Here is a 19,949-nt window from a genome sequence, read left to right as displayed (position 1 = left end):
AACCAGCCTAAAAGGCAATAAATAATAGAAAAGAGAGAAAAAACTATGGCAGTTCAAATGGAATACGAAAAAGATGTTAAAGTAGCAGCACTTGACGGTAAAAAAATTGCCGTTATCGGTTATGGTTCACAAGGACATGCGCATGCGCAAAACTTGCGTGATTCAGGTCGCGATGTCATCATCGGTGTACGTCCAGGTAAATCTTTTGATAAAGCAAAAGAAGATGGATTTGACACTTACACAGTAGCAGAAGCTACTAAATTGGCTGACGTTATCATGATTTTGGCACCAGACGAAATCCAACAAGAATTGTACGAAGCAGAAATCGCTCCAAACTTGGAAGCTGGAAATGCAGTTGGGTTTGCCCATGGCTTCAACATCCACTTTGAATTTATCAAAGTTCCTGCGGATGTAGATGTCTTTATGTGTGCTCCTAAAGGACCAGGACACTTGGTGCGTCGTACTTATGAAGAAGGATTTGGTGTTCCAGCTCTTTACGCAGTATACCAAGATGCAACAGGAAATGCTAAAAACATTGCTATGGACTGGTGTAAAGGTGTTGGAGCAGCTCGTGTAGGTCTTCTTGAAACAACATATAAAGAAGAAACTGAAGAAGATTTGTTTGGTGAACAAGCTGTACTTTGTGGTGGTTTGACTGCCCTTATCGAAGCAGGTTTCGAAGTCTTGACAGAAGCAGGTTACGCTCCAGAATTGGCTTACTTTGAAGTTCTTCACGAAATGAAATTGATCGTTGACTTGATCTACGAAGGTGGATTCAAGAAAATGCGTCAATCTATTTCAAACACTGCTGAATACGGTGACTATGTATCAGGTCCACGTGTAATCACTGAACAAGTTAAAGAAAATATGAAGGCTGTCTTGGCAGACATCCAAAATGGTAAATTTGCAAATGACTTTGTAAATGACTATAAAGCTGGACGTCCAAAATTGACTGCTTACCGTGAACAAGCAGCTAACCTTGAAATTGAAAAAGTTGGTGCAGAATTGCGTAAAGCAATGCCATTCGTTGGTAAAAACGACGATGATGCATTCAAAATCTATAACTAATTGATAGAAAGTAAGGTGAAGGCGAGTTGGGGGACTAACTCGCTTTTATAATCAATTCATCTCTTTTTAAAAGATGGATTACGATAAGTATGAGATAGTCTAGGAGAAAATGATGTTAAGTTCAAAAGATATAATCAAGGCTCATAAAGTCTTGAACGGTGTGGTTGTGAATACCCCACTGGATTACGACCATTATTTATCGGAGAAGTATGGCGCTAAGATTTATTTGAAAAAGGAAAATGCTCAACGTGTTCGTTCTTTTAAGATCCGTGGTGCCTATTATGCCATTTCGCAGCTCAGCAAGGAAGAGCGTGAGCGTGGGGTAGTCTGTGCCTCTGCGGGAAATCATGCGCAGGGAGTAGCCTATACCTGTAATGAAATGAAAATTCCTGCTACTATTTTTATGCCCATTACTACTCCGCAACAAAAAATTGGACAAGTTCGCTTTTTTGGTGGGGATTTTGTAACCATTAAACTAGTTGGGGATACCTTTGATGCCTCAGCCAAAGCAGCTCAAGAATTTACAGTTTCTGAAAATCGTACCTTTATTGATCCCTTTGATGATGCCCATGTTCAAGCGGGTCAAGGGACAGTTGCTTATGAGATTTTAGAAGAAGCTCGAAAAGAATCGATTGATTTTGATGCTATTTTGGTTCCTGTTGGCGGCGGTGGTCTCATTGCTGGGGTTTCTACCTATATCAAGGAAACAAGTCCAGAAATTGAAGTCATTGGGGTAGAGGCTAATGGAGCGCGTTCTATGAAGGCTGCCTTTGAAGCTGGTGGGCCTGTCAAACTCAAAGAAATTGACAAATTTGCGGATGGGATTGCTGTGCAAAAGGTAGGTCAGTTGACCTATGAAGCAACTCGTCAACATGTTCAAACCTTAGTAGGTGTCGATGAGGGATTGATTTCTGAAACCTTGATTGACCTCTACTCTAAGCAAGGGATTGTCGCAGAACCTGCTGGAGCTGCTAGTATCGCTTCTTTAGAGGTTTTGGCTGAATATATCAAGGGGAAAACCATTTGTTGTATCATTTCTGGAGGAAATAATGATATCAACCGTATGCCGGAAATGGAAGAGCGTGCCTTGATTTATGATGGGATCAAGCATTACTTTGTGGTTAATTTTCCACAGCGTCCGGGGGCTTTGCGTGAGTTTGTAAATGATATCTTGGGGCCAAATGATGATATCACACGTTTTGAGTATATCAAACGAGCTAGCAAGGGGACAGGCCCAGTATTGATTGGGATTGCCTTGGCAGATAAGCATGATTATGCAGGCTTGATTCGTCGAATGGAAGGTTTTGATCCAGCTTATATTAACTTAAATGGTAACGAAACGCTCTATAATATGCTTGTCTGAGGACTAATAAAAAAATATCATATTATTTGCACAATTGATGTATAGGTGCTATAATGAAGATGAAGAAAGGGGGCGATTCCTATGGACTTAGGAAATCGATTACGCTATTTCTATCATAACTCATTATAGTACCTATGTTTTTTTGATTCAGTTTATAGTAAGGGAGTAAAATTACTTGTTATATGTTAGGAGTTTTTTGAAATCTACTATTTTATATATAGCTAATCTGAAATTTAGCTAAATATAATAGGGATTAGAAAAAATAATCAATACTAATGAGAAGCCTTATACTGAGGTTACTGAGAAGAGTGACGGGATACTCGGAAGATGAAGACCGTAGAAAAATGAAACATAGAATACTACGGTTTCCTAGCTACTCGCTTTTTAATGGGTAGGAGAAATAAAAAGTAAACTTGATAAAGTAAATAAATAGTACAAGTTGACCAAATGATTGAATGCTGGTGCAGACATGAAAAAGTCTAAAAGGAGAAAAATACTCGTTAGAAATGGTTTAGAGCAGAAGATTATTTTGTCAAATTTTTTTGTTTTGCAGTGGAATAAATAATATGAAATAAGATTAGAATATGTCTAGATTATCGAGAATCAGCATCTGTCAAATATGAATATTATTACATAAATAAGATTTAATAATACAATTGTTTTAAAGAACTATAAAAATTGTTTTCGACAGTGAAAAACCTATATATTATAAGCTTTAATAAGATAGCAAGTAAAAATAAGGGCGTTTATTTTATTGAATATATGTTTTTTTATTGACAAAAAGCATAAAAGCGTATACAATTAAATATCGTAAATAAGAAAATAGGAGAAAGACATGGCTAAGTCAAACTTTGAAAAAGTAGAATCAGTTGTTGGCTGGGTTCGTGATAAGAAAATCACAGGCTACCGTATCTCTAAAGAAACGAATGCTCGTGAAATGTCTATCATTGCTCTAGCGCAGGGGCGTGCAAAAGTTAAAAATATTTCGTTTGAAACGGCTCTAGGTTTAATTGATTTCTATGATAAAAATCATGAAAAATTTGAAGATTAATCTTTGGATAATGGTGGATTCTTGAATAGGGTCTGCCTTTTCATTTTTTGGCTAGTAAAAAGACTGCACGGTTGATGCAGCCTTTTCTTTTTATTTGAGATAGCGTTGAAGGAATTCTTTTGTACGGTCTTCTTTAGGATTGGTGAAGAGGTCTTCTGGTTTGCCTTCTTCAGCAATCACACCCTTATCCATAAAGATAACACGGTGAGAGACGTCACGGGCGAATTCCATTTCGTGGGTTACGACAATCATAGTCAAGCCTTCCTGAGCCAGATCTTGCATGATTTTGAGGACTTCTCCAACCATTTCTGGATCGAGAGCTGATGTTGGTTCATCAAAGAGAATGGCGTCCGGATTCATTGAAAGGGCACGAGCGATGGCTACACGTTGTTTTTGACCACCTGAGAGTTGTTTTGGTTTGGCTTGCCAGTAGCGTTCTCCCATGCCGACCTTTTCTAGGTTTTCTTTGGCAATCTTTTCAGCTTCTGTACGTTCGCGTTTAAGGACAGTTGTCTGAGCGACAATTGTGTTTTCAAGTACGTTAAGATTTTCAAAGAGGTTAAAGGATTGGAACACCATCCCCAACTTTTCACGGTATTGCGTGAGGTCATAGCCTTTTTCGAGGACGTTTTGTCCATGATAAAGGATTTGTCCATCAGTTGGCGTTTCAAGGAGGTTAATGGAGCGTAGGAAGGTTGATTTTCCGCTTCCAGAGCTTCCGATGATAGAGATAACTTCTCCCTTGTGGACAGTGAGAGAAATGTCTTTTAGCACTTCGTTTTGTCCATAGGATTTTTTGAGGTGTTTAATTTCAAGGATTGCTTGTGGCATTATTTCAAATCCTCCGTTTGCATTTGGTTAGCACCTGTAGTATAGGTATCCATGTCCATGCGGCGTTCGATGAAGCGTAGGATACGTGTTACGGTGAAGGTGAGGACAAAGTAAATCACGGCGATGATTGTAAATGTCTGGAAGTATTGATAGGTTTGTGTTGCCACGGTATTTCCTGAGAAATAAAGTTCGACAACAGAGATAACGTTCAATACAGATGTATCTTTGATATTGATGACAAATTCATTACCAGTTGCTGGTAGGATGTTACGGACTACCTGAGGTAGGACAATCTTACGCATGGTTTGGTTATGAGTCATACCAAGAGCAGTCGCAGCTTCAAATTGTCCCTTGTCAACTGCCAGGATACCACCACGGACGATTTCAGTCATGTAGGCACCGGTATTGATTGAAACGATGAAGATAGCAGCTAGTGTACGGTCAAGGTTGATACCGAAAGCTTGGGCAGTTCCATAGTAGATAACCATCGATTGAACAATCATTGGTGTACCACGGAAAATTTCGATATAGACATTGAGAATCCAGCCGACTAGTTTTTGTAGGCCATAAATGGCTTTATTCTCAGATAGAGGAGCAGTACGGAAGACACCAATGGCAAGGCCGATAATGAGACCTATGATGGTTCCGACGATAGAGATTAAAAGAGTGATACCAGCACCACGTAAGAGTTGTTGCCAGTTTTCAGAAAGAATTTTAGCGACTTGGCTAAAGAAACTACTGCTAGTCTCTTCAGTTGTTGTAGCTTCGGCAGGTTGTTCCTTGATCATACGATCCATCAAGGCAACTTGGTCATCTTTTGAAATGGTTTCAATGCTGGCATTGATTTGGCTAATACGATTGTCATCTTTACGAAGTCCGATGGCAATCGCTGTATCTTCTTCTCCAGTTTTGAAACCAGGTTCTACTTGGACCATCTTAAACTTAGAGTTCGCAGCTTCAGCGGTCAGAGCTTCTGGGCGTTCAGAAACATAGGCATCGATGACACCAGCTTCAAGAGCTTGGCGCATTTGAGCGAAGTCTCCCATGGCTGTTTCTTTTTTAGCACCTGGTATTTGTGAGATCAAGTCATAAAGGTAAACACCTTGTTGAGAAGTGATTTTCGCACCATTAAAGTCATCCAAAGATTTGGCGTTTGCATAGGCAGAATCTTTTTTGACTAGTAGAACAGGTTCGCTAGTGTAGTAGCTGCTTGAAAAGGCAATTTCTTGTTTGCGTTCTGCAGTTGGACTCATACCTGCGATAATCATATCGATCTTACCAGAAGTAAGGGCAGGGACTAGACCTTCCCACTTGGTTTTAACAACCAAAGGTTCTTTACCTAAGTCCTTAGCGATTTTCTTGGCGATTTGAACATCGTATCCGTTGGCATACTGGTTGGTCCCATCGATTTTGACAGCTCCATTGCTATCATCGTCCTGAGTCCAGTTAAAGGGAGCATATGCTGCTTCCATCCCGATGCGTAAATATTCATCAGCTTGAGCAACATTGACAAGTCCCAGCATCAGCAAGAGACTTGTGAAAATAGATAAGTATATTTTTCTCATGATTTCTCCTATTTCTAATCTATTAAAAAATAACTGTCTCCTATTTTATCGAAAAAAACTCTATTTTTCAATATAGGTAAGCCCTTACTTATGAAAAAATGATATAATGATAACAAAGATAAAAAGGGGGCTTAGTTGATGAAAAAAACTTTTTTCTTACTGGTGTTAGGCTTGTTTTGCCTTCTGCCACTCTCTGTTTTTGCTATTGATTTCAAGATAAACTCTTATCAAGGAGATTTGTATATTCATGCAGATAATACGGCAGAATTTAGACAGAAGATAGTTTACCAGTTTGAGGAGGATTTTAAGGGCCAAATCGTGGGACTTGGACGTGCTGGCAAGATGCCTAGCGGATTTGACATTGATCCTCATCCAAAGGTTCAGACTGCGAAAAACGGTGCTGAACTAGCAGACGTTACTAGCGAAGTGATAGAAGGAGCAAATGGTTATACTGTTAAAGTTTATAATCCAGGTCAGGAAGGTGACACAGTTGAAGTTGACCTTATCTGGAACTTAAAGAATTTGCTTTTCCTTTATGATGATATCGCTGAATTAAATTGGCAACCTCTGACAGATAGTTCAGGAGCTATTGGAAAGTTTGAATTTCATGTAAGGGGAGACAAGGGGGCTGAAAAACTCTTTTTCCATACAGGGAAACTCTTTAGAGAGGGAACGGTTGAAAAGAGTAATCTTGATTATACTATCCGTTTAGACAATCTTCCGCCTAAGCGTGGAGTTGAATTGCATGCCTACTGGTCTCGAACTGATTTTGCTAGCGCTAGGGATCAGGGATTGAAAGGGAATCGTTTAGAAGAGTTTAATAAGATAGAAGACTCGATTGTTAAAGAAAAAGAGCAAAGTAAACAACTCGTTACTTGGGTCTTCCCTTCGCTACTTTCTATCTCCTTGTTATTGAGTATTTGCTTTTATTTTATTTATAGAAGAAAGACCACTCCTTCGGTCAAATATGTCAAAAATCATCGTATCTATGAACCACCAATGGAATTAGAGCCTATGGTTTTATCAGAGGCTGTCTACTCGACCTCCTTGGAGGAAGTGAGTCCCTTGGTCAAGGGAGCTGGAAAATTTACCTTTGATCAACTTATTCAAGCTACCTTACTAGATGTGATAGACCGTGGGAATGTCTCTATCATTTCAGAAGGAGATGCAGTTGGTTTGAGGCTAGTAAAAGAAGATGGTTTGTCAAGCTTTGAGAAAGACTGTCTAAATCTGGCTTTTTCAGGCAAAAAAGAAGAAACTCTTTCCAATTTGTTTGCGGATTACAAGGTATCTGATAGTCTTTATCGTAGAGCAAAAGTCTCTGATGAAAAACGGATTCAAGCAAGAGGGCTTCAACTCAAATCTTCTTTTGAAGAAGTATTGAACCAGATGCAAGAAGGAGTGAGAAATCGGGTTATCTTCTGGGGACTTCCAGATTATTATCGTCCTTTAACTGGTGGGGAAAAGGCCTTGCAATTAGGTATGGGTGTCTTGACTATCTTGCCCCTATTTATCGGATTTGGTTTGTTCTTGTACAGTTTAGACGTTTATGGCTATCTTTTCCTCCCCTTGCCTATACTTGGTTTTCTAGGTTTGGTTTTGGCTGTTTTCTATTATTGGAAGCTTCGATTAGATAATCGTGATGGTGTCCTAAATGAAGCAGGAGCAGAAGTATACTATCTCTGGACCAGTTTTGAAAATATGTTGCGTGAGATTGCACGATTGGATCAGGCTGAATTGGAAAGTATTGTGGTCTGGAATCGCCTCTTGGTCTATGCAACCTTATTTGGCTATGCGGACAAGGTCAGTCATTTGATGAAGGTTCATCATATTCAAGTGGAAAATCCAGATATCAATCTCTATGTAGCTTATGGCTGGCACAGTATGTTTTATCATTCAAGCGCGCAAATGAGCCATTATGCCAGCATCGCAAATACAGCAAGTACCTATTCCGTATCTTCTGGAAGTGGAAGTTCTGGCGGTGGCTTCTCTGGAGGCGGTGGCGGTGGAAGTATCGGCGCCTTTTAAAGAGAACTGCCATAGACTGAAAAAGTATGCTATAATGGAAGATAGAAAAAAGGAGTAATCTATGTATCTTATTGAAATTTTAAAATCTATCTTCTTCGGGATTGTTGAAGGAATTACGGAATGGTTGCCGATTTCCAGTACAGGTCACTTGATTTTGGCAGAGGAATTTATCCAATACCAAGATCAAAATGAAGCCTTTATGTCCATGTTTAATGTAGTGATTCAGCTTGGTGCGATTTTAGCAGTCATGGTCATTTACTTTAACAAGCTCAATCCTTTCAAGCCGACTAAGGACAAGCAGGAAGTTCGTAAGACTTGGAGACTGTGGTTGAAGGTCTTAGTTGCCACTTTGCCTTTACTTGCCGTCTTTAAATTTGATGATTGGTTTGATACCCACTTCCATAACATGGTTTCTGTTGCTCTTATGTTGATTATCTATGGAATTGCCTTTATCTATTTGGAAAAGCGCAATAAAGCTCGTGCTATCGAACCAAGTGTAACAGAGTTGGACAAGCTTCCTTATACGACAGCCTTCTATATCGGACTCTTCCAAGTTCTTGCCCTTTTACCAGGAACTAGCCGTTCTGGAGCCACAATCGTCGGTGGTTTGTTGAATGGAACCAGTCGTTCTGTTGTGACAGAATTTACCTTCTATCTTGGAATTCCTGTTATGTTTGGAGCCAGTGCCTTAAAGATTTTCAAATTTATAAAAGCAGGACAGCTCTTGAGTTTTGGGCAATTGTTCTTGCTCTTGGTTGCGATGGGAGTCGCTTTTGCAGTCAGCATGGTGGCTATTCGCTTTTTGACCAGCTATGTGAAAAAACACGACTTTACCCTTTTCGGTAAATACCGTATCGTGCTTGGTAGTGTTTTGTTACTTTATAGCTTTGTCCGTTTATTTGTATAAGAAAAACCTTGAAGGGTCTGCTCTTCAAGGTTTTAAAATCCAGTCACGGTAATCCCCAACAGGCGTACACCTCTTTCTTTCTCGCTTAATTCTTCATAGAGTTGCAGGGCTATTTGGCTTATCTGACTAGCGTCCTGTGTTTTTTGAGCCAGACTTTTTCGTTTAGTGAGAGTTGAAAAGTCCTCGTAGCGGATTTTCAAAATGACAATTTTTCCAGCTTTTTCTTGCTGATTGAGATTGAGAGCGACTCTTTCTGATAGAAGAGTCAGCTCTTTTTTAATATCTTCCTCGGCACGGAGAATCTTTCCATAGGTTTTCTCCTTTCCGATTGATTTACGGATACGATTGGATTTGACTGGGGAATTGTGGATACCTCGAGCCTTTCGATAAAGGTCATAGCCCAGTCTGCCAAAGCGGTCTATTAGGGTCACTTCAGGAACTTCAAGTAGATCAGCGCCAGTAAAAACACCCATTTGATGAAGCCGTTCCACCGTCTTTTTTCCTACTCCATGAAACTTGGCAATATTCATTTGTTTGAGAAAATCCTCAGCCTGGTTAGGTAGAATCACTGTCAGACCATGTGGTTTTTGATAATCGCTAGCCATTTTAGCTAAGAATTTGTTATAAGAAACGCCTGCGGAAGCGGTTAGATGGAGTTCTTGCCATATATCTTTTTGAATGAGGCGAGCAATTTTGACAGCTGACTTGATACCGAGATTATTTTCTGTTACATCCAAATAGGCTTCGTCAATACTCATAGGTTCAATCAAATCTGTATAGCGCTTAAAAATAGCTCGAATCTGGAGTCCCACAGCCTTGTATTTTTCATAATTTCCTGAGATGAAGACGGCTTGGGGACAACGCTCATAGGCTTCCTTAGAGCTCATGGCTGAATGGACACCAAAAGCGCGCGCCTCATAGCTACAAGTGGAAACGACACCACGTCCACCTGTTTGCCGAGGGTCACTGCCGATAATGACAGGTTTTCCTCTGAGTTTAGGATTATCTCTGATTTCCACCGCAGCAAAAAAGGCATCCATGTCAATATGGATGATTTTTCTTGACAAATCATTTAATAAGGGGAAAATCAACATGCCTAGCACCTTTTTACTGCTTATTTTCTCTTATTATACCCTTTTTTCTGAAAAAAAGAAAAAAGGACTTTGTTTTTTCAAAAATATAATACAGTTTGGAACAAAATATAGACTGTTTTAGAAAAGAAAGTGTAAAAATAAGGGTTTTCTACTTGTTGAAATCGGTTACTGTGTGTTATACTTGTCTCATGAATGTAACAGATGGTTGTTACTAGAAAGAAAAAAGAGGACATTAACATGGTTGTTAAGACAGTTGTTGAAGCACAAGATATTTTTGACAAAGCTTGGGAAGGCTTCAAAGGCGTAGATTGGAAAGAAAAAGCAAGTGTATCACGCTTCGTACAAGCTAACTACACACCTTATGATGGAGACGAAAGCTTCCTTGCAGGACCAACAGAACGTTCACTTCACATCAAAAAAATTGTAGAAGAAACTAAGGCTCACTACGAAGAAACTCGTTTCCCAATGGACACTCGTCCAACATCTATTGCTGACATTCCAGCAGGATTTATCGATAAAGAAAACGAAGTTATCTTCGGTATCCAAAACGATGAACTCTTCAAATTGAACTTCATGCCAAAAGGTGGTATCCGTATGGCTGAAACTACTTTGAAAGAAAATGGATACGAACCAGATCCAGCTGTTCACGAAATCTTTACTAAATACGTAACAACAGTTAACGACGGTATCTTCCGTGCCTACACTTCAAACATTCGTCGCGCTCGTCACGCTCACACTGTAACTGGTCTTCCAGATGCATACTCACGCGGACGTATCATCGGTGTTTACGCACGTCTTGCTCTTTACGGTGCAGACTACTTGATGCAAGAAAAAGTAAACGACTGGAATGCAATCGAAGAGATCGATGAAGAAACAATCCGTCTTCGTGAAGAAATCAACCTTCAATACCAAGCATTGCAACAAGTTGTTCGCTTGGGTGACCTTTACGGAGTTGATGTTCGCAAACCAGCGATGAACGTTAAAGAAGCTATCCAATGGGTTAACATCGCCTTCATGTCTGTCTGCCGTGTTATCAACGGTGCTGCTACATCTCTAGGTCGTGTGCCAATCGTATTGGACATCTTTGCAGAACGTGACCTTGCTCGTGGTACATTTACTGAATCAGAAATCCAAGAATTCGTTGATGATTTCGTTATGAAACTTCGTACAGTTAAATTTGCTCGTACAAAAGCTTACGACCAATTGTACTCAGGTGACCCAACCTTCATCACAACTTCTATGGCTGGTATGGGTAACGACGGTCGTCACCGTGTTACTAAGATGGACTACCGTTTCTTGAACACTCTTGACAACATCGGTAACTCACCAGAACCAAACTTGACAGTTCTTTGGACTGACAAATTGCCATACAACTTCCGTCGCTACTGTATGCACATGAGCCACAAACACTCTTCTATCCAATACGAAGGTGTAACAACAATGGCTAAAGACGGATATGGTGAAATGAGCTGTATCTCATGCTGTGTGTCTCCACTTGACCCAGAAAATGAAGAACAACGCCACAACATCCAGTACTTCGGTGCGCGTGTAAACGTATTGAAAGCTCTTCTTACTGGTTTGAACGGTGGTTACGACGATGTTCACAAAGACTACAAAGTATTTGACATCGAACCAATCCGTGACGAAGTTCTTGAATTTGAATCAGTTAAAGCTAACTTTGAAAAATCTCTTGACTGGTTGACTGACACTTACGTAGATGCTTTGAACATCATCCACTACATGACTGATAAGTACAACTACGAAGCTGTTCAAATGGCCTTCTTGCCAACTAAACAACGTGCTAACATGGGATTCGGTATCTGTGGATTTGCCAACACTGTTGATACATTGTCAGCTATCAAATACGCTACAGTTAAACCAATCCGTGATGAAAATGGCTACATCTACGATTACGAAACAATCGGTGAATACCCACGTTGGGGTGAAGATGATCCACGTTCAAACGAATTGGCAGAATGGTTGATCGAAGCTTACACAACTCGTCTACGTAGCCACAAACTTTACAAAGACGCAGAAGCTACAGTTTCACTTTTGACTATCACATCTAACGTTGCTTACTCTAAACAAACTGGTAACTCACCAGTTCACAAAGGTGTATACCTCAACGAAGATGGTTCTGTGAACTTGTCTAAACTTGAATTCTTCTCACCAGGTGCTAACCCATCTAACAAAGCTAAAGGTGGATGGTTGCAAAACTTGAACTCACTTTCTAGCCTTGACTTTAGTTATGCAGCTGATGGTATCTCATTGACTACACAAGTTTCACCTCGTGCTCTTGGTAAGACTCGTGATGAACAAGTTGACAACTTGGTAACAATCCTTGATGGTTACTTCGAAAACGGTGGACAACACGTTAACTTGAACGTTATGGACTTGAACGATGTTTACGAAAAGATTATGTCAGGAGAAGACGTTATCGTACGTATCTCTGGATACTGTGTAAACACTAAATACCTCACTCCAGAACAAAAAACTGAATTGACACAACGTGTCTTCCACGAAGTTCTTTCAATGGATGATGCCTTGGATGCGTTGAGCTAATCAAGTTCTTGAATAATGAAATAAGGAACCCTCGGTCAGTCGACTGAGGGTTGTTTTTTGGGATCTTAAATTCCTTAAGTCAGGTACTGAAATGTCTGACCGGGATTCAAAGATACTTGTTGAGTTGCGGGAGGTATTTGATACTCAATGAAAATCAAAGAGCAAACTAGGAAGCTAGCCGCAGGTTACTCAAAGCACCGCTTTGAGGTTGTAGATAAGACTGACAAAGTCAGTCACACATATACGGCAAGGCGAAGCTGACGTGGTTTGAATTTTATTTTCGAAGAGTATGAAAATAAAAACACCACACTTTGTAAGATACAAGGTGTGGTTGTATTTTATCTCTTAGACCAAGTTCTCTTCATAAAGAGAAGGAGGATTGGGTAAATCTCCAAGCGGCCTGCAATCATTGCAAAGGAGAGGAGAATTTTTGAGATAGGACTAAAGATTGAGAAACTAGAAGTGGTTCCTAGGATAGGTCCGATGTTATTGAAACAGCTAAAGACAGCACTGGTTACAACCAGAAAATCATTGCTATCTAGGCTGACAATAAAGATAAGGGATAGCAAAATCATAGAATAGATGACAAAGTACTTGAGAATCTTATGTTGGGTATCTTTGTCAATTACCGTTTTATTAACATGGAGGGTCAAAACACGGTGGGGCGATAGGATTGACAAAATTTGGTTTTTGGCAATTTTTGAAAGGATGAGACCTCGAATAACCTTGAGTCCACCTGCGGTTGAACCAGCAGAACCACCGATTCCCATGAGGAAGAGGAGGATAAACTGGGAGAAGAGGGGCCAATTGGTAATGTCTCCATATCCAAAACCAGTCGTCGTAATAATATTGGAAACCTGGAAGAAGGCCATTTCAAAGCTCTTGGAAAATCCTGGGTAGAGATAGAGGGTATTAAGGCTAATCAAGCCTGTAGAAACCAGAACAATGACCAAGTAAGCTCGAAGTTCTTCATCTCCAAAGAAGGCCTTGACGCGACGGAGCATAAGGTAGTAGTAGAGATTGAAATTTACCCCAAAAACCAAAACTCCGATACTAACCAGATAGGTAATCAGTGAGCTACCATAGTGGGCAATCCCGTCGTTATAGACTGTAAAACCTCCTGTACCCGCAGTACCCATAGCGATGATAAAACTATCAAATAGGGGCATACCAGCCAGATAATAGATGATGACAAAGAGGGAGAAGAGAGCTAGATAAAGGAGATAGAGAATCTGGGCAGTATTTTTGAGTTTGGATACAACCTTGCCAAAAACAGGGCCAGGAACCTCAGCCTTCATCACCTCTAGGTGGCTATTCTTGGCATTATCCATAATAGCAAGCGCAAAAACAAGCACCCCCATCCCTCCAATCAAGTGGGTAAAACTTCGCCAGAAGAGGAGGGAACGACTGAGAACTGAAACGTCATTCAGAATAGTTGCTCCAGTAGTTGTAAAGCCAGAACTGATCTCAAAAAAGGCATCGATAACGCTGGGAATTTGCCTAGCAAAAACAAAGGGGAGACCACCAAAGAAGGACCAAAGGATCCAACAGAGGGCAACAATCAAGACTCCCTCCTTGGCATAAATCCGTTGATTTTTTGGCTTTTGTAAAATTCCTGAACCGCCTAGTAATACGAGAATCCCAATTGTTGTAAAGAGAGCTGTAAAGACTTGGCTCGATTCACGGTAGTAGACAGCGACAGACACAGGAACCAAAAGAAGAACAGCTTCAATCAAAAGTAATTTTGAAAGGAGGTAACGAATCATACTTTTATTCATTTCTTACCTCGCGATCAAGTCATAAATCTTAGTGATGTTTGGCAACAAAGTTGTTACTAGGAGCTTGTCTCCAACTTCCAACATATCCTCTCCAGTAGGGAAAATAGTCTTGCCCTTTCGAATGATAGCTGCAATAAGAACCCCTTTTTTCAGTTTGAGTTGAGAAAGAGGTTTGGCAGTCATTTTATTGGCTTCCTTGATATGGAATTGCAGGGTTTCGATTTGGCCATTGGCTAGATGGTGCATGGCCTGAAGGTCTGAATACTGGGCATTAACCCGACCACGAATAAAGTGCATGATTGTATCTACAGCGATGCTTTTAGGGGTGATGATACTTGAAAAATCAGGCGCATTGATGATCTCGAGGAGACTGGTACGATTGACCTTAGTAATATTTTTCTGTACACCTACCCTGTCAAGGAACATAGAAGTAATCAGATTTTCCTCATCGACTCCTGTTAGAGTTGCAACGGCATCATAGTTTTGAGCACTTTCTTCCAGCAGGATATCTTTTGCGGTACCATCTCCTTGAACGATATAGAGATTTGGGAATTTTTCGCTAAAGAAGCTGGCGATTTCAGGATTGATTTCAATAACCTTGGTATCGATACGACTGTCTTTGAGGATACCTAGTAGATAATAGGCAATTCTACCAGCTCCAACAATAAGAAGACTCTTCACGGCACGAGATTTGAAATAATTATGGAAGAGCATCATGTCAACACGGTTACCAGTGACAAAGATTCTATCTTTATCCTGTATGGTCATGTCACCGCTTGGAATGATAATTTGATGATCCCTCTCTATCGCACAGACAATGACATTGCCAAATTTTTTCCGAAAATCAGAAATGGGCATTTGGCAAAGACCACTGGAGGATTTAACAGTGAATTCCATCAAGCTGACCCGTCCACCAAAGAAACGTTCGACAGATAGGGCGTTGGGGAAGTCAATGATATTGGCAATAGCGCGGGCAGCCAAGAGCTCAGGGTTAACGATAAGAGAAAAACCGAGAATATTCTTTTCCTTGAAATAAGAGTTAGAATATTCAGGGTTCCGCACCCGAACGATGGTCTCTTTAGCTCCCATTTTTTTTGCTAGAACGGCTGCAATCATGTTCACTTCATCGTATTCAGTCAGAGCGATAAAGATATCACAATCCTGGACACTGGCTTGCTCAAGGATGGTAAAATCGGCCCCGTTACCAAGGATACCCATGATATCAAAGCGATTGACAATATGATTGAGGACAGCTTCGTCTTGCTCAATCAGCAAAACATCATGCTTTTCTGCAACCAAGGAGCGACAGAGGGCAGAACCAACTTTTCCCCCTCCGACAAGGATAATTTTCATAATAAAACCTACTTCTTCATTATGTAACTATCATACCTTTTTTCAAGAAAAAATGCACCTACTAGCTAATCACCAGAGTTTTTAGTAGGAAATTTGCTATAAGGTAAAACTATACCCTAATCAATTGAAATAGCTATTAGCACCTTTCTCTGAAATATGGTATGATAAAGGATATACAAGGAGATAAAATGAATAATAATTTACTGGTATTACAATCAGACTTTGGTCTGGTTGATGGTGCGGTATCGGCTATGATTGGAGTGGCTTTAGAAGAGTCTCCAACCTTAAAAATCCATCACTTGACGCACGATATCACGCCTTATAATATTTTTGAGGGGAGCTATCGTCTCTTTCAGACGGTGGATTACTGGCCTGAGGGAACGACATTTGTATCGGTGGTCGATCCAGGTGTCGGCTCGAAACGTAAGAGTGTGGTTGCCAAGACTGCAAAAAATCAATACATTGTCACGCCAGATAATGGGACGCTTTCTTTTATCAAGAAACATGTTGGCATTGTAGCTATTCGTGAGATTTCTGAAGTGGCCAATAGACGTCAAAATACAGAGCATTCTTATACCTTCCACGGTCGTGATGTCTATGCCTATACTGGTGCTAAACTGGCCAGTGGTCACATTTCTTTTGAGGAAGTGGGACCAGAGCTCAGTGTGGATCAGATTGTGGAGCTTCCAGTCGTAGAGACCATCATAGAAGATCATCTGGTGAAGGGAGCTATTGATATTCTGGATGTGCGTTTTGGCTCGCTCTGGACCTCTATCACACGAGAAGAGTTTTACAAGCTGGGACCAGCATTCGGTGACCGTTTTGAAGTGACTATCTATCATGCTGATATGCTGGTCTATCAAAATCAGGTTGTTTATGGCAAATCATTTGCAGATGTGAGAATTGGGCAACCCATCCTTTACATCAACTCTCTCTATCGTTTAGGTCTGGCTATCAACCAAGGTTCCTTTGCCAAGGCCTATAATGTGGGTGTCGGTTCATCTTGGACCATTGAAATAAAGAAAATAGAATCATAAAATAGGAGAATATAGATGAAAAATCAATCAATTAAACAAGTTGTTGCTATCGGTGTTGGAGCTGCGCTCTTTGTTGTCATCGGGATGATCAGCATTCCGACACCCGTTCCAAATACAAGCATCCAGCTTCAGTATGCGGTACAGAGCCTCTTATCTATCATTTTTGGCCCTCTAGTGGGATTACTTGTTGGTTTAATTGGTCATGCAGTGAAGGACTCTCTTGCTGGCTACGGTCTTTGGTGGACTTGGATTATTGCTAGTGGTCTCTTTGGTCTAGCCGTCGGACTCTTTAGAAAATACATTCGAGTAACACAGGGTGTTTTTGAGTTGAAGGATATTGTCTTCTTTAACCTCATTCAGATTGTTGCAAATGCTCTTGTTTGGGGTGTCTTGGCACCACTTGGAGATGTTGTGATTTATCAAGAAGCGGCAGAAAAAGTATTTGCCCAAGGGATTGTTGCGGGAATTGCTAATGCTGTAACTGTAGCTATCGCAGGGACCCTTCTCTTGCTAGCTTATTCACGTACGCAGACTCGTTCAGGAAGTTTGAAAAAGGATTAACATAAAGGAAAAGGCTGGGCAACCGGTCTTTTTCGATGTTTATAGACTAGTCGGGTAAGCAATTTAGGCTAGGAATCTTGTTGGCGCTAAGTTTTTAATAGAAGAGTCTGCAAGAAGGGTTCGATTTATGATAAAATAGAAGTCTAAGAAGCGAATGAAGAGAGTAAGATGAAAGAAGCTATAATTGAGTGGAAGGATTTCTCTTTCCAGTATGAAACGCAACAAGAACCGACCTTGCAAGGAGTGGACTTAACCATTTATAAGGGAGAGAAAGTCTTAATTGTTGGGCCATCTGGGTCAGGTAAGTCTACCTTGGGTCAGTGTTTGAATGGGATTATTCCAAATATTTACAAGGGTCAGACATCTGGAGAATTTTTGATCAGGGGGCAAGCAGCATTTGATATGAGCATCTACGATAAATCTCATCTGGTCAGTACAGTTTTGCAGGATACAGATGGGCAGTTTATCGGCTTGTCCGTGGCAGAGGACTTAGCTTTTGCGCTAGAAAATGATGTAACAAGTCTAGAAGAGATGAAAAGTCGTGTTCATAAATGGGCTGAAAAGCTGGACCTTATTTCTTTACTGCCGCAGCGTCCTCAGGATTTGTCAGGTGGACAAAAGCAGCGAGTTAGTCTGGCTGGTGTTTTGATTGATGAAAGTCCGATTCTCTTGTTTGATGAGCCACTCGCCAATCTGGATCCCAAGTCAGGTCAGGATATTATCGAATTGATTGATCAGATTCATAAGGAAGAGGGGACGACGACCCTTATTATCGAACACCGTTTGGAGGATGTTCTGCATCGCCCTGTGGATCGGATTGTCTTGATCAATGATGGTCATATCCTCTTTAATGGGAGCCCTGATCAGTTACTAGCGACTGATTTATTGGCACAAAATGGGATTCGAGAACCCCTTTATCTCACCACTCTCCGTCAATTGGGTGTGGATTTAGTTAAGGAAGAACAATTAGCAGATCTGGATAACTTGTCCATCTCAAAAGGTCAGGTTCAGTTACAGACGGAATTGGCAAAAGAAACCCCAGATTTACAGTCACTCTTTAGACTAGAGGATGTGTCTTTTTCTTATGATGATAGACCGATTTTAAAATCCATTTATCTGGATATTAAAAAGGGCGAAAAGATTGCCATTGTCGGAAAAAATGGAGCAGGGAAATCAACTCTAGCCAAGGCTCTAAGTGCTTTTATTCAGACTGAAGGCCGCTATCTTTGGGAAGAGCAGGATATCAAAGGAGATTCTGTTGCAGAGCGGGCGGAACGAGTAGGCTATGTGCTGCAAAATCCTAATCAAATGATTTCAACCAATATGATTTTTGATGAGGTGGCTCTGGGACTTCGTTTGCGAGGTGTGGACGAGCAGGAAATTGAAACGAGAGTCTATGAAACCTTGAAAATCTGTGGTCTCTATGAATTCCGTAATTGGCCCATTTCTGCCCTTTCGTTTGGACAGAAAAAACGTGTGACTATTGCATCGATTTTGGTTTTAGGAGCTGAAATTATCCTCTTAGATGAACCGACAGCAGGTCAAGACCAGAAGAACTATACTGAGATTATGGAATTTCTCGAAGAGTTGCATCAAAAAGGTCATACCATTGTCATGATTACGCATGATATGCAATTGATGCTGGATTATTCAGACCGGGCCCTTGTCATGGTGGATGGGGAACTGATTGCCGATACTGATCCAGCTAGTCTTTTGAGCAATCCTGAGTTGTTAGTAAAAGCCAATCTAAAAGAAACCTCTATCTTTAACTTGGCCAAGAAACTAGACGTGGATCCACTTGCTTTAACGGCATTTTACAAAGAAAGGAGAGAAGGATGCAAGCTAAATTAATTGGTTACCAGCATAGAGATACTGTGATTCATCGCTTGTCAGGAGCTGGAAAACTTCTCTTTTTCATCCTTGTGTCATTGGCGGCCATGATTAGCTATGATACCAGACTGCTTGTTCTGATTGCCATCTTTTCGGTCTTTCTCCTCTATTTGTCAGAAATCCGCTTTAAAGATGTTTCCTTTGTGGCAGTTTTTGCGACTGTCTTTGCTATTTTAAATGTCTTGATGGTCTATCTCTTTTCTCCCGAATATGGGGTTGGACTTTACGGAGAGAGAAGTGTAATTTGGCAGGGAATCGGTGCCTACACTCTGACCAGTCAAGAGCTCTTTTATCTGCTAAATCTGGCCATTAAGTACCTTTGCACCATTCCTCTGGCTATTATCTTTTTGATGACAACTCATCCTAGTCAGTTTGCTTCTAGTTTAAATCAAATCGGTGTGCCTTACAAGATTGCCTATTCTGTCAGTCTGACCTTGCGCTATATTCCAGATTTGCAGGAAGAATTCTTTACTATCAAGATGTCTCAGGAAGCGCGTGGGATGGAATTATCCAAGAAAGCTTCTCTCATGCAACGAATCAAAGGCAATTTGCGCATTATTACTCCTCTGATTTTCAGCTCACTAGAACGCATTGACACCATCGCGACCGCCATGGAGCTTCGTCGCTTTGGAAAAGAGAAAAAGCGGACTTGGTATAGTTACCAAGCCTTGAAAAAAGGAGACTATCTTACCTTGCTCTTGGCAGCCTTGTTTTTAGTAGCTAGTTTACTACTTGTCTTGCAGAATCAGGGACGATTTTACAACCCTTGGAAATAGTATTGTCAAAGTTTTCATTAGAGAAGTAAAGAGAAATTATTCTATAACTTTTTATTGATAGATTGTATGAGAAATAAAGTTAATA

General features: G+C 40.6%; 15 protein-coding genes. 10 read left to right on the top strand and 5 right to left on the bottom strand.

Annotated elements, in window-relative coordinates:
* Positions 1-45: 45 nt before the first annotated feature.
* From ilvC to ADJ60_RS00200, 3 genes are all read left to right on the top strand, one after another.
* Positions 46-1,068, top strand: a complete 1,023-nt coding sequence (gene ilvC / locus ADJ60_RS00210; protein WP_000290683.1) for a ketol-acid reductoisomerase — start codon at positions 46-48, stop codon at positions 1,066-1,068.
* Positions 1,069-1,180: 112 nt separating this feature from the next.
* On the top strand, positions 1,181-2,431 hold the full coding sequence (gene ilvA / locus ADJ60_RS00205; RefSeq protein WP_049542557.1) for a threonine ammonia-lyase IlvA: 1,251 nt from the start codon (positions 1,181-1,183) through the stop codon (positions 2,429-2,431).
* An 835-nt stretch (positions 2,432-3,266) separates the two neighbouring features.
* On the top strand, positions 3,267-3,482 hold the full coding sequence (locus ADJ60_RS00200; RefSeq protein ID WP_001130035.1) for a hypothetical protein: 216 nt from the start codon (positions 3,267-3,269) through the stop codon (positions 3,480-3,482).
* A 90-nt stretch (positions 3,483-3,572) separates the two neighbouring features.
* Here the strand turns inward: ADJ60_RS00200 and ADJ60_RS00195 are convergent, their stop codons facing one another.
* Positions 3,573-4,313 carry an amino acid ABC transporter ATP-binding protein gene (locus ADJ60_RS00195; protein WP_049542555.1) on the bottom strand — a complete coding sequence of 247 codons (741 nt, stop codon included), beginning with the start codon at positions 4,311-4,313 and terminating at the stop codon, positions 3,573-3,575.
* A complete protein-coding gene (locus ADJ60_RS00190; protein WP_049542553.1) occupies positions 4,313-5,878 on the bottom strand; it encodes an ABC transporter substrate-binding protein/permease in 1,566 nt (521 codons plus the stop codon). The genes ADJ60_RS00195 and ADJ60_RS00190 overlap by 1 nt, the downstream gene beginning before the upstream one ends.
* A 138-nt stretch (positions 5,879-6,016) precedes the next feature.
* Here ADJ60_RS00190 and ADJ60_RS00185 point away from each other — a divergent pair, with 138 nt between their 5' ends.
* On the top strand, positions 6,017-7,906 hold the full coding sequence (locus ADJ60_RS00185) for a DUF2207 domain-containing protein (protein WP_049542551.1): 1,890 nt from the start codon (positions 6,017-6,019) through the stop codon (positions 7,904-7,906).
* A 61-nt stretch (positions 7,907-7,967) separates the two neighbouring features.
* Positions 7,968-8,813, top strand: coding sequence for an undecaprenyl-diphosphate phosphatase (locus ADJ60_RS00180; RefSeq protein ID WP_049542549.1), 846 nt, complete (start codon positions 7,968-7,970; stop codon positions 8,811-8,813).
* A gap of 32 nt (positions 8,814-8,845) precedes the next feature.
* Here the strand turns inward: ADJ60_RS00180 and dinB are convergent, their stop codons facing one another.
* A complete protein-coding gene (gene dinB / locus ADJ60_RS00175; protein WP_049542547.1) occupies positions 8,846-9,907 on the bottom strand; it encodes a DNA polymerase IV in 1,062 nt (353 codons plus the stop codon).
* Between the two features lie 237 nt (positions 9,908-10,144).
* Between dinB and pflB the strand changes: the two genes are divergently transcribed.
* On the top strand, positions 10,145-12,469 hold the full coding sequence (gene pflB, locus ADJ60_RS00170) for a formate C-acetyltransferase (protein WP_000260631.1): 2,325 nt from the start codon (positions 10,145-10,147) through the stop codon (positions 12,467-12,469).
* Between the two features lie 338 nt (positions 12,470-12,807).
* Here the strand turns inward: pflB and ADJ60_RS00160 are convergent, their stop codons facing one another.
* A complete protein-coding gene (locus tag ADJ60_RS00160) occupies positions 12,808-14,247 on the bottom strand; it encodes a TrkH family potassium uptake protein (protein ID WP_049542542.1) in 1,440 nt (479 codons plus the stop codon).
* Between the two features lie 3 nt (positions 14,248-14,250).
* Positions 14,251-15,600: a Trk system potassium transporter TrkA gene (gene trkA / locus ADJ60_RS00155; RefSeq protein ID WP_000691701.1), complete on the bottom strand. Its 1,350-nt coding sequence runs from the start codon at positions 15,598-15,600 to the stop codon at positions 14,251-14,253.
* Positions 15,601-15,788: 188 nt separating this feature from the next.
* On the opposite strand from trkA, the gene ADJ60_RS00150 reads away from it, so the two are divergent.
* From ADJ60_RS00150 to ADJ60_RS00135, 4 genes are all read left to right on the top strand, one after another.
* Positions 15,789-16,637, top strand: coding sequence for an SAM hydrolase/SAM-dependent halogenase family protein (locus tag ADJ60_RS00150; protein ID WP_049542540.1), 849 nt, complete (start codon positions 15,789-15,791; stop codon positions 16,635-16,637).
* Positions 16,638-16,652: 15 nt separating this feature from the next.
* Positions 16,653-17,198 (top strand): ECF-type riboflavin transporter substrate-binding protein, encoded by a 546-nt coding sequence (locus ADJ60_RS00145; RefSeq protein ID WP_033689391.1) that lies wholly within the window; start codon positions 16,653-16,655, stop codon positions 17,196-17,198.
* A gap of 168 nt (positions 17,199-17,366) precedes the next feature.
* Positions 17,367-19,049, top strand: coding sequence for an ABC transporter ATP-binding protein (locus ADJ60_RS00140; RefSeq protein WP_049542538.1), 1,683 nt, complete (start codon positions 17,367-17,369; stop codon positions 19,047-19,049).
* A complete protein-coding gene (locus ADJ60_RS00135; protein ID WP_049542535.1) occupies positions 19,034-19,864 on the top strand; it encodes an energy-coupling factor transporter transmembrane component T family protein in 831 nt (276 codons plus the stop codon). The genes ADJ60_RS00140 and ADJ60_RS00135 overlap by 16 nt, the downstream gene beginning before the upstream one ends.
* Positions 19,865-19,949: the final 85 nt, after the last annotated feature.

It is taken from the genome of Streptococcus pseudopneumoniae (assembly GCF_001076775.1).
Classification (GTDB): domain Bacteria; phylum Bacillota; class Bacilli; order Lactobacillales; family Streptococcaceae; genus Streptococcus; species Streptococcus pseudopneumoniae_G.
Note: the sequence above shows the minus strand (reverse complement) of the source record. Positions and strands in the feature narration are given on the sequence as shown.